Source organism: Pseudomonas sp. 1L-B-1-E-C1, from assembly GCF_057291835.1.
In genome coordinates, this window is record NZ_JBXAWN010000006.1 from 1 (window position 1) to 14858 (window position 14858).

Sequence of the window (14858 nt, forward strand, 5' to 3'; positions counted from 1 at the left end):
GAAGGTGGCTCTGATCGTCTGATCGAACGCCGCGTTGCCGAAGGTGGCTCTGATCGTCTGATCGAACGCCGCGTTGCCGAAGGTGGCTCTGATCGCCTGATCGAACGCCGCGTCGCATGATTCAATCGCTGTACCGCCACCCCATGAAAAAGCCCGGCCTGATCAGCCGGGCTTTTTACATTCAGTCGTCGCTTGGTGCGAGGTTTTCAGCTTGGCCACGTCGACGGAAACCGCGTGAACCAAACCGAACAGTGCGGCGGCTACTTTGCTGAGGTATTTCACAATAAACCGCATGGGAAAACGTCCGCAATCCATCTCTCGGACGGTGCGTACTCCAACGAGAATAATCCCCATCGGCAGCACCATCTTGGATTTCTTTGAACCCGTTCGCTGGCCGGCCGTCGGCGATGTCGCTTAACATGGCGCCACTTTGATAAAGACAGACACCGCCCTCCATGTTCAAAGCCAGTCTGCGTAGCCATCTCACACTGTGGTTCGGCGGTTTGTCACTGCTGACATTATTGAGCGTGGGCTTCTACGTCGGTCACATTGCCACCGAACAGATGAAACAGGCCAGCGGCAGCGCCTTGCTGAATACGGCGCGGGCGACGGCGACGTTGTTGGGCGAGCAACTGCGCGAACGGCAGTTGGAGGTTTATCTGCTAAGTCGCGCGCCGCATCTGGAGCGTGGTGATCTGGATAACCCGAACATTCTCAAATCGATGCAGCTGCGCACCCAGGCGCGCGCCGAATATGCGTGGATGGGCGTCACCGACGCCGAGGGCAACGTCCGCCAGGCCGTCAATGATTTGCTGGTCGGACAATCAGTGCAAAAACGCCCGTGGTTTCAGGTTGGCTTGCGTCGGCAATACACCGGCGATCCTCACGAAGCAGTGTTGCTGGCCAAATTATTGCCAGGCCTGCCCAATGGCGAGCCGCTGCGTTTCATCGATTTCGCTGCCCCTATTCATAACGCCGAAGGTCAAGTGATTGGCGTGCTGGGCGCACATGCGCACTGGAGCTGGGTGACCCGCATCGTCGAGTCGGCCGCGTTTTCACACAAGAACTCGGCGCCGGATGTCCAGGCGCTGATCGTCGACCACGATGGCAAGGTGCTCTATCCCGAAGCACTCATGGGGCAGCAACTGGCAGTCAACCATTCGGCTACGCAGGGCTGGACCACCGGTAGCGGTTACCTGACCAGCATGGTCACCGTGCCAACGCCATCGGGCACGGCGCTTTCGTGGTCGATCGCCATTCGTCAGCCACTGGAGACCGCGCTGCTCCCGGCGCGAACGCTGCAATACGAATTGTTGATACTCGGCGTATTCGCCGCCATCGTTTTCGGTCTCGTGGCTTATTACCTGGCGCTGTACCTGAGCCGCCCGATCGAACAACTCGCACGCTCGGCGAAAGAAGTGCAAAACAACCAGGCCGGCGCGCAATTCCAGCTCCAGCATCCGGTGCTGGAAATCGCCCAGCTCGGCCAGTCCATCGATGCAATGACGCAATCGCTGCTCGGCAAGGAGCGCGAACTGCAGGAGGCCAACGCGACCCTGGAAGCCACCGTGGCGCAACGCACCGCCGCACTCACCGAGGCCAACGCCGAGCTGCTGAGTCTGGCGACGCACGATGGCCTGACCGGCGTTTACAACCGTCGGCGGTTCGACGAAAAAATCACCGAATACTCACTGCTGTCCCGACGCACCGGACGGCCTTTCGCCCTGTTGTTGATCGACGCCGACCACTTCAAACGCATCAATGACAGCCATGGTCATGCAGTGGGCGATGAAGTCCTGCAGCAATTGGCGGAGCTGATCCAGCACAGTGTGCGCAGCACCGATTTCGTCGCGCGTTACGGTGGCGAAGAGTTCGCCGTGCTGCTGCCGGAAGTGGCGCAACCCGACACCCCGCAAGTCGTCGCCGAGAAGATTCGCGCGGCGGTGGCCGAAGCGGACTTTCCCGGTGCAGGAAACGTCACGGTCAGTGTTGGCCTGGCCCTGGCGGATCCGGCAGACAACAACCACATGGCGCTGATCAAACGTGCCGATCAGCAGCTGTATCAGGCGAAGGCTGCGGGGCGCAATCAGGTCGCGGTCCATGCCCACTGACACCGGCGTATGTCAACCAGAGACAGGTCTGCCGATGTTTTTGAGAGAGCTATCGCGAGCAGGCTCACTCCTACAAAAGCAAGAGCAAGAGCAAGAGCAAGAGCAAAAGATCGCAGCCTTCGGCAGCTCCTACAGTCTCCCAGTTCACCCTAGGCCGAGTGTCAGCTCGCCTGCTCTTGATCTTGATTCACGGGCGACGTCGGAAGGCTGAGCGGAGGGATTGATCCGGGCGTGGGAGCGCAGCGACCGTCTGGCGCAGCCAGACACAGCGGAAGGAGGTGCAGCGAAGCAAACCGGAGCCGCTGCGCCCGGATCGATCCCGCAGCGAAGGAACCCGAGCCTGCGAGGGCCGAACGCAGGAGCAAGCCTTTTCGGTTACCTTTTCGGCGTTTGGAAAAGGTGACCCGCCGTAAGGGCGGAACCCTAAGCAGCCGTTACCGCAGCAATGGATATGTACCCAATCAGACGGTAAACCATCGCCCGACTAGGGCTCAGCACTGAATATCTGCAAATACGCCAGCAAATTATTCAACTTCTCCTCATCACTCAGCCCCCAGAAAATCATCCGCGTACCCGGCACCACCCCTTTCGGATCCTCCAGATAAGCCCTCAACGTCGCCCGATCCCAGGTAATCCCCGAATTCTTCATCGCATCGGAATACACATAATTGGCCGAAGTCCCCGCAGCTCGGCCAATGATGCCGTTGAGCTGCGGGCCAAACCCCGGCCGGGCCGACTCGCCAACCTGATGACAACCGCCGCACAGGCGCGGGAAGATCTTCGCCCCGGCTTCAGGATCGCCCTCAGCCTGTGCGCTGGCGCTGAAGATCAAGGTGAGCAGCAGTGTCGTGGTGAATTTCATTGAACAGTCCAAACCTGGCTTTTCATGGCGTGAGCGCAGTTTACAGATAAGCGCCGACAATCGTTCTGACGGCGAGCAACGCCTGACGCAAGACGTCCATGTCCACTGAGCCCAGCGCCAGACGAAGCGCATGGGGCGTGTTGGATGACACCGAAAACGGCTCGGCGCTGGTGACGGAAATCTGCTGCTGCATCAACTCGACCACGATCTGATCGGCACGCACATCTTCGGGCAACGGCAGCCACAGAAAATACGAGGCCGGATGAGCAATGTAGCGCAGCCCCTCGAGCACCTCGGCGGCCAAGACCTGTCGCGCCATCGCATCACGACGTTTCTGCGCCTCAAGCACGGCGACGGTGCCGTCATCGAGCCAACCGCAGGCAATGGCGGTCATCACCCCGGGCGTGTTCCACGTCGTCGCACGAATGTTCCGTTCCAGTGCAGGCACTTGAGGCAGCGGCGCGGCAATGAAGCCGACCCGCAATCCGGTGGCGATGTTTTTCGACAGGCCCGATACGTAAAACGTCCGTTCCGGTGCCAGCTCGATCAAAGGGCATGGCGGGTTCTCGACCAGAAACCCGTAGGCGGCGTCTTCAATGATCGTCAGATCGTGCCGCCGGGCAATCGCTACCAATTGCTCGCGCTGTTCCAGTGGCATGACCCAGCCCAGCGGATTGTGCAGCGTCGGCATGCTGTACACGGCGCGCACTGCACGCTGGCGGCAGAGCCTGTCCAGTGCCGGCAAATCCGGGCCGTGCTCTGTCATCGGGATGACCAGCACTTCCAGATGCAGCGCGTCGGCCAGCACCTTGAACCCGGAATAGGTCAGCGCATCGGCGGCGATCACATCGCCGGGCTTGAGCAGGGCCATCAGCGTCACCGCCAAGCCTTGCTGAGCGCCATTGACGATCAGCACTTGGTCGGCTTCAACCGTCAGGCCGCGTGTCAACAGATGTCGTGCGACCGAGGCGCGTTCGTGGGCACGCCCAGCGTGGGGTTGATAACGCAACAGCGCTTCCAGATCACCGGACAACGCCAGTTGCCGCAACGCCGTGCGCAACAGCTCGGCCTGACCTGGCAACGAGGGATAGTTGAAATTCAGGTCGATCATGCCGACCGCCACGTCTTTCTGATCGATGCCCTGCCCCGGCGCCAGCGACGTTTCCCGGACAAACGTGCCGCGCCCGGCTTCGCCACTGACCAGGCCCATCGCTTCAAGCTCGGCATAAACCCGTGAAGCGGTAACCAGCGCCAGTCCTTCCTGGCTCGCCAGTTGCCGATGCGTCGGCAATCGCGTACCCGGCGCCAAGCGTCCGCCACGAATGTCCGCTGCGTAACGGTCAACCAAGGTCTTGTAACGGGAACGCGGCATGTCGGCTGTATCCATGACAATTTTTTGATTGTGCTGATTCTCCACCCTACGATCACGGCGACACAAGCCACTCTTTGAGCGCGACCGACATGCACACAACATCGACTGCGGCCAACCCGGCGCTGGACAAGACCAGTGGCTGGATCAACGGTTTTATCGGCGTACTGATTTTCAGCGGTTCGCTACCGGCGACGCGGTTGGCAGTGCTCGAATTCGACCCGGTATTTCTCACCGTAGTGCGGGCAGCGATTGCCGGGGGGTTGGCGGTGGGCCTTTTAACGTTGTTCAAACAGCGGCGACCGGCGCGCCATCAGTGGCTGTCGCTGTCGATTGTGGCGCTGGGCGTGGTGTTGGGTTTTCCGCTGCTGACCGCGTTGGCATTGCAGCACGTAACGTCAGCGCATTCGATCGTGTTTGTAGGATTGCTACCGCTGGCCACGGCGATGTTTGGTGTCTTGCGTGGCGGTGAGCGGCCGCGGCCTGTGTTCTGGATCTTCTCGATCCTGGGCAGTGCGCTGGTGGTAGGCTTTGCCCTGTCTCAAGGCTTGAGCGCCTCGCCCACCGGCGATCTGCTGATGCTCGCGGCGATTCTGGCCTGCGGCCTCGGTTACGCCGAAGGCGCGAAACTGTCGCGCAGCCTCGGCGGCTGGCAGGTGATCTGCTGGGCGCTGGTGTTGTCGTTACCGCTGATGACAGTGCTGAGCCTGTGGCTGGCGCCCGCCTCGTTCGCCGACATCAGCTTGCCTGCGTGGATGTGCCTGGGCTACGTGTCGCTGTTCAGCATGCTGATCGGCTTCGTGTTCTGGTATCGCGGTCTGGCCCAGGGCGGGACCGCCGCGGTCGGGCAGTTGCAGTTGCTGCAGCCGTTTTTTGGTCTGGCACTGGCGGCGACGTTGCTGCATGAGCAGGTCAGTGTCGGGATGCTCGGCGTCACGCTGGGGGTGATTCTTTGTGTGGCCGGGGCGAAGAAATTTGCCAAATAGGATTCAGTGTTCGGCTTTCCATTGCCGAGGACTCAGTCCGGTCTTGCGCCGAAAGGCCCGGGCCAGCGCCGACGGACTTTCGTAACCGACCTCTTCGGCAATCAGCGCAATCGGCCGGCCTTCGCGTAGGCGTTTCTGCGCAAGACTGACGCGCCAGCTCAGCAGGTAATCGGCCGGCGTCTGCCCGACCACGCGGCGAAACTGCTCGGCAAAACCAGCGCGGGACTGATTCGCCGCAGCCGCGAGATCGGCCACACTCCAAGGCTTTTGCGGCTGCTCGTGGATCAGGTTCAAGGCGCGAGACACGCGCGGATCCGCCAGCCCGGCCATCATGCCCGGCTGCTGATCACGACTGCCGATGAGATGGCGCAGCAGCAGAATCACCAGCAATTCAAACAGGCGATCCATCACCGCCACGCGCCCGCAATGTCCTTCAAAAGCTTCGTTGAACAGCCAGTCAAGGGTACTGCGCAGTTCCGGGATGTCGGTGAGTTTCAACACCAGATAGTCGGGTAACGCGGCGGCCAAGGCATTGCCCGAGCCACCGTCGAAAGTCAGCGAAGCACAGACAATCTGGCTGGCCATGGCTTCGTCGGCGAACATCCGATGGGTGAACGGCCGAGGGAAGAAAATCAGCGACGGTTCGTCCAGACGGATCTCCCGTTCGTTGCCCGGCTTGAGCAGCAACGCCCCCGCTTGCAGAACATGCACGTGGCCGACCGGTTCGCCCTCATGAACACTGACGCCGCAAAATGCGCCGCTGTGAAAGGTGCCGGCGTTCACGCCGAAGTGACTGAGTAACGTAGAAAGGCGATCCACGGCTGACTCCCAAGGGCACATCTGGACGATCTGCCGCATATCCTCGACGATTTGCCGCCAAAGCGCCATTGGCAGTCCCTAAGATCTCTCCATCGCCGCTGCACTTCGCTGCGGAATTTCGGAGAATCACCATGAGCCGCATCCCTGCAATCAGCCTCGACACCGCCACCGATGCCACCCGTCCTGCACTGGAAGGCGTGAAGAAAAAAATCGGCTTCCTGCCCAACGTCTTCACTACCCTGGCCCAAGCGCCGGTTGCATTCGACACTTACCTGCAAGCTTCGGCGATCCTCGGCAAGACCTCGCTCAGCGCCCAGGAAAAAGAAGCCGTCTACCTCGCCACTTCGCAAGTCAACGGCTGCGACTACTGCCTGTCCGCACACACGATGTTTGCCGGCAAGGCCGGGCTCTCGCCTGAGGACATCATCGCGGCACGTCATGGCGAACTGAATGCCTACGCTGCCCTCGCCCGCCAACTGACCGAAACCCGTGGCCACTTGAGCGACGAACAATTGGCCGCTGCCCGCGCTGCCGGTATCGATGACCGCAAGATCATCGAAGTGATTGCCCTGGTGGCCGTGCAGACATTGACTAACTACCTGAACAACACGGCGCTGACCGACATTGACTTCCCGGCCGTCGAGGCCTGAGCAGTCGCTCACGATCTGAAGATAAAACCGGTGGCGAAAAGACGCTCTTTTCGCCACCGCTGTTTTTTGCTGCCATGATGTAGGTCAGAATAATTCGCAGCGCAATCAGTGTCTGGTGCGCTGAAACCAAACCCCCAGCGCGCAGGTCTTTGTTCTCAGACAAATGCCCCGGAAAGACACGAACCCCATGACAGACTGGTTGCAAGACAATGGCGAGATGGCCGGGCAGATCCGCCGTCACGACTGGGCGAATTCGCCCCTCGGCCCGTTGGAACACTGGCCCGATGTACTCAAGACCACTGTCTCGCTCAGTCTCGCCTCGCATTTCCCTCAGGCGATCGTCTGGGGCCCGCAACTCATCACTCTCTATAACGACGCCTTCGTACCGATTCTCGGCGACAAGCCGCACGCGTTGGGACGTCCTTTCAGCGACATCTGGAAGGAAGCCTGGCATGAGATCAGCCCGATCGCCGAGGCGGCATTTGCCGGCCACGCCACCTATATCGAAAACTTTGCCCTGAAGATCGAACGCGGCAGCGGCCCAGAGCAGGCCTTTTTCACCTTCTGCTACAGCCCGATTCGCGACTCGCTGGGGGATGTGGTGGGGATGCTCGACACGGTGACCGAAACCACCCAGACCGTGTACCTCAACCAGCGTCTGGCGGTCCTCGATGCCATCGGCGACGCAGTGACCAATGCCACCGATGCGCAAGCAATCCTGGCAGCGAGCACGCGGCTGATGGTCGAGCAATTGCAGCTGTCCAACTGCGCTTACGCCGACATGGATGCCGACGAGGATGGCTTCACCATTCGCGGCGACTATGCGGCACCGGGCTCGCCAAGCATCGTCGGTCATTACCGCTTGCGCGATTTCGGTGAGAAGGCTGTCCGTCTGCTGCGCGCCGGAGAACCGCTGGTCATCCATGACAACCGCAGCGAATTGCCGCCCGAAGAATCGGCGACCTTTCAGGCCATCGGCATCACCGCGACCATTTGTGTGCCACTGATCAAGCAGGGCCGCCTGACGGCATTGATGGCTGTGCACGACAAGGTGCCGCGCGTCTGGTCGCGTTTCGAGCAGGCGCTGATGAGCGAAGTCACCGAACGCTGCTGGGCGCACATCGAGCGAGTGCGCGCCGATGCCAATGTCCGTGAAGGCCTGCTGGCGCTGGCGGAACTCAATGCCACGCTCGAGCAAAGGGTCGAAGAACGCAGCCTGCGGCTGGCCCAGGCCGAATCGGCGCTACGCCAGTCGCAAAAGCTCGAAGCCATCGGCCAATTGACCGGCGGGGTGGCCCATGACTTCAACAACCTGCTGACGATCATTCGCTCGTCAGTGGATTTTCTGCGTCAGCCCGACCTGCCGGAGGAACGCCGCCAACGTTATATGCGTGCGGTTTCCGACACGGTCGAGCGTGCCTCCAAACTGACCAGCCAGTTGCTCGCCTTCGCCCGTCGCCAACCGCTCAATCCGCAAGTGGTGGATGCCGGCGAACGGTTGGCCAATATTGGCGAAATGCTGGAATCGGTCACCGGCGCGCAGATTCATGTCTGTGTCGAACGGCCGGATCATCCCTGCTATATCCGCGTCGATCTCAGTCAGTTTGAAACCGCGTTGATCAACATTGCGCTGAACGCCCGCGATGCCATGAATGGCCAGGGTGAGTTAAAACTGCGCCTGGAGTGCCACAAAGCGCTGCCGGCGATTCGCGGCCATGGCGGTTCCAGCAGCCACTTCGTGTCGATTGCCTTGGCCGATACCGGGGCCGGCATTGATGCACACACCCTGGAACACATTTTCGAACCGTTCTTTACAACCAAGGCTGTTGGCAAAGGCACGGGGTTGGGGCTGTCTCAGGTGTTCGGCTTCGCCAAGCAATCGGGCGGCAACGTCGATGTCTCCAGCGTGCTTGGCCAAGGCACCGAGTTCACCTTGTATCTGCCGCAAGTGCCAGCGGACGAGGCTGAAGTGGACGCCGCCGAGGACGATGGCGAGGTACATCCGGTGTGTGAAAAGCGCCGGGTGCTGGTGGTCGAGGACAATCTCGACGTCGGCCGTTTCGCCAATCAGATCCTGCAGGATCTGGGTTATGAAACCGCGTGGGCGACCAACGCCGAAGAAGCCCTGCAATTGGCGGGCAGCGATGCCATGGCGTTCGATGCGGTGTTTTCCGACGTGGTCATGCCGGGCGTTACCGGCGTTGCCTTGGCCAGAGAGCTGCGCCAGCGCCGCCCCGATCTGCCGGTGATTCTGACGTCCGGCTACAGCGAAGAGCTGGCACGCAGCGGCTACGAAGGTTTCGAATTTCTCGCCAAGCCCTACTCCGCCGAACAGGTCTCGCGGATTCTCGGCAAGACCTGGCTCAAGGACGCGACGCCGGCGGGTTCAATCGTGAGCGACGCCGGCACGCTTGAGTAATTTCTTGCAGCGTTCCGACAGGTGAAACACCTGTAAATGCTTGCCGGCCTTGGCGTAGCGTTCACGCAGGGTTTTCAACGCGGCAATCGCCGAGTAATCGACAAAACTCAGGTGCCGGCAGTCGAGAGTGACTTTGGCCGGATCGTTGGCCGGATCGAACTGATTGAGAAACGGCGTGGTCGAGGCGAAGAACAGCGTGCCGTGCAGGCGATAGAGTTTGCTGCCATCGGCCTCCAGATGTTCATCGGCGTACAGTTCACGCGCCTGCTGCCAGGCGAAGTTGAGCGCGGCGATGATGATCCCGCAGAGCACCGCCGTGGCCAGGTCGGTGAATACGGTGATGGTGGTCACGGCGATGATAACCAGCACATCGTGCAGCGGCACCTTGTTGATCACCCGCAACGATGCCCAGGCGAAGGTCTGCTGCGACACCACGAACATCACCCCGACCAGTGCGGCCAGCGGAATACGCTCGATCAGCGGTGACAGAAACAGAATGAACAACAGAATCAGCACACCGGCCACTACGCCGGACAAGCGCCCGCGCCCGCCGGAGCTGAGGTTGATCACGGTCTGGCCGATCATCGCGCAACCGCCCATGCCGCCGAACGCGCCGGACACCATATTCGCCGCGCCGAGCGCCACGCACTCGCGATCCGGGTAGCCACGAGTCTCGGTGATTTCGTCGGTCAGGTTCAGCGTCAGCAGGGTTTCCAGCAGGCCGACAATCGCCATCAGGATCGCGTACGGAGCGATGATGCGCAGCGTTTCGAAATTCCACGGAATGTCCGGCAAGGCGAATGTCGGCAGACCGCCGGCGATGTGCGCCATGTCACCGAGGGTGCGGGTCGGCAGGCCGAACAGGTAGACCAGCAGACCAACGCCAAGAATCGCCACCAGTGCCGGCGGCACCGCCTTGGTCAGGCGCGGCAGAATGTACACGATGGCCATGGTCAGCAGCACCAGCCCGGTCATCAGGTACAACGGCGTACCGCTGAGCCAGTGCTCGCCGCTTTTGAAATGCTCCAGTTGCGCCAAGGCAATGATGATCGCCAGGCCGTTGACGAAACCGAGCATCACCGGATGCGGCACCATGCGCACCAGTTTGCCCAAGCGCAACAGCCCGAACGCCATCATGATCAGACCGCCGAGCAGCACCGTCGCCAGCAAATACTGCACGCCGTGTTGCACCACCAGCGCGACGATTACCACCGCCATCGAACCCGCCGCGCCGGAAACCATGCCCGGTCGGCCGCCAAACAATGCCGTCAGCGTACAAATGATGAAAGCGCCGTACAGGCCCATCAGCGGATTGAGATGCGCCACGAGCGCGAACGCAATGCATTCGGGCAACAGAGCAAACGAGGTGGTGAGTCCGGCCAGGACATCGGCGCGCAGACGAATCGGTTTCATGGCTTACCTGACTGAGCGGCCGACGGGCACGACCGCGGTTTTCGCGAAAAAAAGAGGGAGGCGAATGTTACGGAATTGTTCGGCCTCGGGCCAGTGAAACGCTGACACGGATTAACTCGGGCTTTATCCTCGCAGGCTTGCCACCTCAATGGATTCGAGCATGTCTGCGTTTCTGTCTGCCCGTGAAGTCTGTCAGCGTCTACGTGAAGTGGCGCTGGGTGTGCTTGCTTTCGAAATCTGCGAAGTGATTGCCGAATCCGGCCTGACTGCCGTCAATATCGAGGGCTGGCACTTGCTGCTGGACTTCGCCGAGGGACGCTTGCATCAGTGTGAATATGCCCGTAGCTGCGCCGGGGTTGAAGCGTCGCTGGATACTTGGCAGCGTTATGGCACTGACCCGGTGAGCCTGCTCAGCACATGGGAACTGGCGCAGATTGAGCGGTTACTGCGTGAGGCGAATCGCGTCCACGCCTAACGCATCGTCTCCAACTGCGGTGTTCTCTGATTTTGAGACCGGCCAAATCCCTGTAGGAGTGAGCCTGCTCGCGATAGCGTTAGTCCAGACAATAAAATTCTGACTGACAAACCGCTATCGCGAGCAGGCTCACTCCTAGAGGGGGGCGTGTGTATCAGAAGGTGATGTCGGCTGCGGGCTTGACGTCGATTCGCGCTACGGAACTGGTGAGCGCGGCGAAGTCCTTGTTGTGTTGGGCAATGATGTCGTCGGCGCTCATGGTGCCGTTGTCGACTGTCGAATGCGCGTCTCCCGCAACAACGACATCGTAGCCCCGCTCATGCGCGCTGCGCACCGTGGCGTTGACGCAGTAGTCGGTTTGCAGGCCGCAGATGATCAGCCGCTCGAAATCTTCGCCGGGTAGCAGCTTGCCGAGATCGGTCTGGTAGAAAGAATCCCCGGTAGTCTTGCCTACACGCAGGTCTTTTGTCGAAGTCAGCAAACCTTCGGCCAGTTGCCAACCGTCCGCACCATGCACGAACGGACCGTCCTTTTCTTCGTGCTGAATCAACACCACCGGAACGCCAGCTGTGCGGGCGCGTTGGCTGAGATCATTGATCGTGGCGATCACGCGGTCGATTTCAAAACACTGATATTCACCAGCACACAGCGCTTGCTGGACGTCGATGATCAGTAATGCGGTGGTCATGTCGAGCCTTCCTTGATCAGTCCTTGAGAATGGGGCGGACCTGCGCCCGCCCCTCTTTTACTCCGCTCAGTAACCCAAAGACAAGCCGGTATTGCGCCTTGGATCGTTGGCGCCGTAGAAGCGATTCTTGCCAACCGGTTTGCCGCCCAGTGACGGCGCGCCGACCAGAATCGCGGCGATGTGGTTGGCATCCTGCGGGCCGGCAAACTTGTGGCCCCAGCTTTCCAGAATCTTTTTCGTATCCGGGCTGGCGGCGAAGTCTTCGAGGTTGGTTTCTTCCGGCATCCACTGCTGATGGAAGCGCGGCGCGTCGACCGCTTCCTGCAAGCCCATGCCGTAATCGATGACGTTGAGCATGGTCAGTAAGGTCGCGGTGATGATCCGGCTACCACCCGGCGTGCCCACCACCATCACCACCTTGCCATCCTTGGTGACGATGGTCGGACTCATCGACGACAGCGGCGCCTTGCCCGGTGCGATGGCATTGGCCTCCCCCTGCACCAGCCCGTACATGTTCGGCACGCCGACCTTGGAGGTGAAATCGTCCATTTCATCGTTGAGGATCACCCCGGTCTTGCTCGCCATCACGCCTGCGCCGAACCAGTCGTTGAGGGTGTAGGTAACCGAGACAGCATTGCCCCACTTGTCGACAATCGAATAGTGCGTGGTGTTGCTGCCTTCGTGGGGCGCTACGCCGGGCTTGAGCTCTGCCGAAACGCCGGCCTTCTGCGGCTGGATGGCGTCGCGCAGTGTGGTCGCGTAGTTCTTGTCCAGCAGGTGCTCGATCGGATTCTTCACGAAGTCCGGATCGCCAAGATAGCTGTTGCGATCGACGTACGCGTGGCGCATCGCTTCAATTTGATAGTGCATGCCCTGGGCCGAATGGAAGCCCAGGTCCTTCATCGGATAGCCTTCAAGGATGTTCATGATCTGGCAGATCACCACCCCGCCGGAGCTTGGCGGCGGCGCCGAGACCACGTGGTAACCGCGATAATCACACTCCACCGGGGCCAGTTCGCGAGTCTTGTACTTGTCCAGGTCGGCCTGGGTGATGATGCCCTTGTTGCCCTGGCTGGAGGTGACGATGGCATCGGCGACCCAGCCTTTGTAGAAGCCATCGGCGCCCTTGTCAGAGATCGTCCGCAGGGTTTTCGCCAGATCCTTTTGCACCAGTTTCTGCCCGACCTGCATCGGCTCGCCGTTGCTGAGGAAAATCGAGCCGGAATCGCGCATGTCCTTCTTGAACACATCCGTCGCGTATTCGAGCAGTTCGACATCGCCCTGCTGCAGTTCAAAACCATCTTCGGCCAGCTTGATCGCCGGGGCGATCATCTCCTTGCGCTGTTTGGTCCCGTATTTGCTCAGGGCCAGCTCCATGCCCGACACCGTGCCTGGTACGCCCACCGCCAAGTGACCGCGAGTACTCAGGTCCGGAATGACGTTACCTTCCTTGTCCAGATACATGTTCGCTGTCGCTGCCAGCGGAGCTTTCTCACGGAAATCGAGAAAGGTCTTGCGTCCGTCCGCCAGTTGAATGGTCATGAACCCGCCGCCGCCAAGGTTGCCCGCAGCCGGGTAGACCACCGCCAGCGCATAGCCCACGGCCACGGCCGCATCTACGGCGTTGCCGCCGTTTTTCAACACATCGACACCAACATGGGTCGCCAGATGTTGCGCGGTGACGACCATTCCGTTCTCCGCCGCAACCGGGGCCACCGATGCCGCGTGAGCCATGAGACAGCTGAGCGCCAGGGAAGTCGCAATGAGCGATCTGGCCAAAGGTTCGTACTTCATGAGTCGATCTCTTTTTTGTTTTTGAGGTCTGCGCGAAACGCAGGGCAACGCTTCAGGAGCAACAAGCAGTATGGTCGGCTTTGCGTATTGCGCCTCCCCGTTCAGCCAGTATGCTGATCCGCGTTATCGCCCCGGATCCGGAGACGCCGTCATGCCTTATACATTCATCACCCTGCCCTCGCCGGTAGGCGCATTGAAGCTGGTCGCGAACGGCAGTCGACTCGCGGCCATCCTCTGGGAAAACGACAAACCGAACCGGGTGCGGCTCGGGCCGATGAGCAAAGCACCGGACAATCCGATCCTCATGCAGACCGCGCGGCAACTCGATGAGTATTTCGCCGGCACACGGAATCGCTTCGATCTCGAACTGGAATTTGTCGGCAGCGAATTCCAGAAAAAAGTCTGGGCCGCCCTCCTGACCATTCCTTTCGGCGAGACGCGCACCTACAGCCAGATCGCCGCGCAGATTGGCCATCCGGCAGCGGTCCGAGCGGTCGGCGCCGCCAACGGGCGCAATCCGATTTCCATTGTTGCGCCGTGTCATCGAGTAATCGGTGCTTCGGGAAAACTCACCGGGTTCGCCGGCGGGCTTGACGCTAAAGAGCGGTTGCTGACGCTTGAGGGTGGCCAGTGGTCAACATTTGGCAAAACAGGCGAACTGTTTTGACTCAGGCACCGAACAGGTTATTCATCGCTGCGTACTGCAACAGCATGATGGTCTTGGCATCGCAGATCTCGCCGCGCTGAAACGCTGCCAGGGCATCATCAAATGCCCACTCGAGCACTTCCAGTTCTTCGGTTTCCTCTTCCAGGCCACCACCGTCGCTGACCTTGGAGGCGGCATCGTATTCGGCGATAAAGAAGTGCAGCTTTTCGGTGACCGAACCGGGGCTCATATAGGCCTCGAAGACCTTCTTCACATCATGCACGCGGTAACCGGTTTCCTCCTCGGCTTCGTCACGGATGCGTTGCTCAGGGGCGGCACCTTCGAGCAACCCCGCCGCCACTTCGATCAATAATCCATCGTGGCCATTGACGAACACCGGCAAGCGGAACTGACGGGTCAGCACCACCGTGCGCTTTTCGCGGTTGAACAGCAGAATCGCCGCGCCGTTGCCGCGGTCGTAAACCTCGCGGGTCTGGCGCTGCCATTCACCGTTGTTGCGGTGGTAGTCGAAAGTGATTTTCTTCAGCAGATACCAGTCGTGGGACAACACCTGGGTGTCGACGATGTTGACCCGTTCAGCTGTGTTGGACATCGCGTCTGATCCT

The 14858-nt window shown here is 60.5% G+C and carries 14 protein-coding genes and 1 pseudogene; 7 read left to right on the plus strand and 8 right to left on the minus strand.

The annotated features are described in order from the left end of the window. Nucleotides 1–120 (plus strand): annotated as a pseudogene (locus tag AC0Z4S_RS11895) (phage infection protein); the annotation flags it as partial. A gap of 42 nt (nt 121–162) precedes the next feature. Here AC0Z4S_RS11895 and AC0Z4S_RS11900 read toward each other — a convergent pair. Then, entirely contained in the window at nt 163–366 is a 204-nt protein-coding gene (locus tag AC0Z4S_RS11900) for a hypothetical protein (protein WP_485623130.1), read from the minus strand. Between the two features lie 89 nt (nt 367–455). Between AC0Z4S_RS11900 and AC0Z4S_RS11905 the strand changes: the two genes are divergently transcribed. Then, the gene (locus AC0Z4S_RS11905) at nt 456–2111 is read left to right on the plus strand and encodes a sensor domain-containing diguanylate cyclase (RefSeq protein ID WP_253503186.1); all 1656 of its coding nucleotides are present in this window, start codon (nt 456–458) and stop codon (nt 2109–2111) included. Between the two features lie 484 nt (nt 2112–2595). Here the strand turns inward: AC0Z4S_RS11905 and AC0Z4S_RS11910 are convergent, their stop codons facing one another. Together AC0Z4S_RS11910 and AC0Z4S_RS11915 are read right to left on the minus strand one after the other, a co-directional pair. Then, nucleotides 2596–2973 carry a c-type cytochrome gene (locus AC0Z4S_RS11910; protein ID WP_485623132.1) on the minus strand — a complete coding sequence of 126 codons (378 nt, stop codon included), beginning with the start codon at nt 2971–2973 and terminating at the stop codon, nt 2596–2598. Nucleotides 2974–3013: 40 nt separating this feature from the next. Beyond that, complete coding sequence (locus AC0Z4S_RS11915) at nt 3014–4345, minus strand: aminotransferase-like domain-containing protein (RefSeq protein ID WP_485623134.1); 1332 nt, start codon at nt 4343–4345, stop codon at nt 3014–3016. Nucleotides 4346–4434: 89 nt separating this feature from the next. Here AC0Z4S_RS11915 and AC0Z4S_RS11920 point away from each other — a divergent pair, with 89 nt between their 5' ends. After that, the gene (locus AC0Z4S_RS11920) at nt 4435–5328 is read left to right on the plus strand and encodes a DMT family transporter (protein WP_485623136.1); all 894 of its coding nucleotides are present in this window, start codon (nt 4435–4437) and stop codon (nt 5326–5328) included. 3 nt (nt 5329–5331) lie between these two features. On the opposite strand, the gene AC0Z4S_RS11925 is transcribed toward AC0Z4S_RS11920, so the two are convergent. Continuing rightward, nucleotides 5332–6147: a cupin domain-containing protein gene (locus AC0Z4S_RS11925; RefSeq protein ID WP_485623137.1), complete on the minus strand. Its 816-nt coding sequence runs from the start codon at nt 6145–6147 to the stop codon at nt 5332–5334. A gap of 131 nt (nt 6148–6278) precedes the next feature. Here AC0Z4S_RS11925 and AC0Z4S_RS11930 point away from each other — a divergent pair, with 131 nt between their 5' ends. Both AC0Z4S_RS11930 and AC0Z4S_RS11935 read left to right on the plus strand, forming a co-directional pair. Continuing rightward, nucleotides 6279–6797, plus strand: coding sequence for a carboxymuconolactone decarboxylase family protein (locus tag AC0Z4S_RS11930; RefSeq protein WP_485623138.1), 519 nt, complete (start codon nt 6279–6281; stop codon nt 6795–6797). Nucleotides 6798–6984: 187 nt separating this feature from the next. Beyond that, nucleotides 6985–9216: a response regulator gene (locus tag AC0Z4S_RS11935; RefSeq protein ID WP_485623139.1), complete on the plus strand. Its 2232-nt coding sequence runs from the start codon at nt 6985–6987 to the stop codon at nt 9214–9216. Here AC0Z4S_RS11935 and AC0Z4S_RS11940 read toward each other — a convergent pair. Then, the gene (locus tag AC0Z4S_RS11940) at nt 9184–10629 is read right to left on the minus strand and encodes a SulP family inorganic anion transporter (protein WP_485623140.1); all 1446 of its coding nucleotides are present in this window, start codon (nt 10627–10629) and stop codon (nt 9184–9186) included. The genes AC0Z4S_RS11935 and AC0Z4S_RS11940 overlap by 33 nt on opposite strands. 160 nt (nt 10630–10789) lie before the next feature. Between AC0Z4S_RS11940 and AC0Z4S_RS11945 the strand changes: the two genes are divergently transcribed. Further along, nucleotides 10790–11104, plus strand: a complete 315-nt coding sequence (locus AC0Z4S_RS11945) for a DUF7693 family protein (RefSeq protein ID WP_485623141.1) — start codon at nt 10790–10792, stop codon at nt 11102–11104. A 154-nt stretch (nt 11105–11258) separates the two neighbouring features. Here the strand turns inward: AC0Z4S_RS11945 and AC0Z4S_RS11950 are convergent, their stop codons facing one another. Next, nucleotides 11259–11792 (minus strand): cysteine hydrolase family protein, encoded by a 534-nt coding sequence (locus AC0Z4S_RS11950; protein WP_485623142.1) that lies wholly within the window; start codon nt 11790–11792, stop codon nt 11259–11261. A 66-nt stretch (nt 11793–11858) separates the two neighbouring features. Further along, nucleotides 11859–13586, minus strand: a complete 1728-nt coding sequence (gene ggt, locus AC0Z4S_RS11955) for a gamma-glutamyltransferase (protein WP_485623143.1) — start codon at nt 13584–13586, stop codon at nt 11859–11861. A gap of 151 nt (nt 13587–13737) precedes the next feature. Here ggt and AC0Z4S_RS11960 point away from each other — a divergent pair, with 151 nt between their 5' ends. Further along, nucleotides 13738–14253, plus strand: coding sequence for a methylated-DNA--[protein]-cysteine S-methyltransferase (locus AC0Z4S_RS11960; RefSeq protein WP_485623363.1), 516 nt, complete (start codon nt 13738–13740; stop codon nt 14251–14253). Nucleotide 14254: 1 nt separating this feature from the next. Here AC0Z4S_RS11960 and AC0Z4S_RS11965 read toward each other — a convergent pair whose 3' ends face one another. Further along, the gene (locus tag AC0Z4S_RS11965; protein WP_485623144.1) at nt 14255–14845 is read right to left on the minus strand and encodes an NUDIX domain-containing protein; all 591 of its coding nucleotides are present in this window, start codon (nt 14843–14845) and stop codon (nt 14255–14257) included. Between the last annotated feature and the right edge of the window lie 13 nt (nt 14846–14858).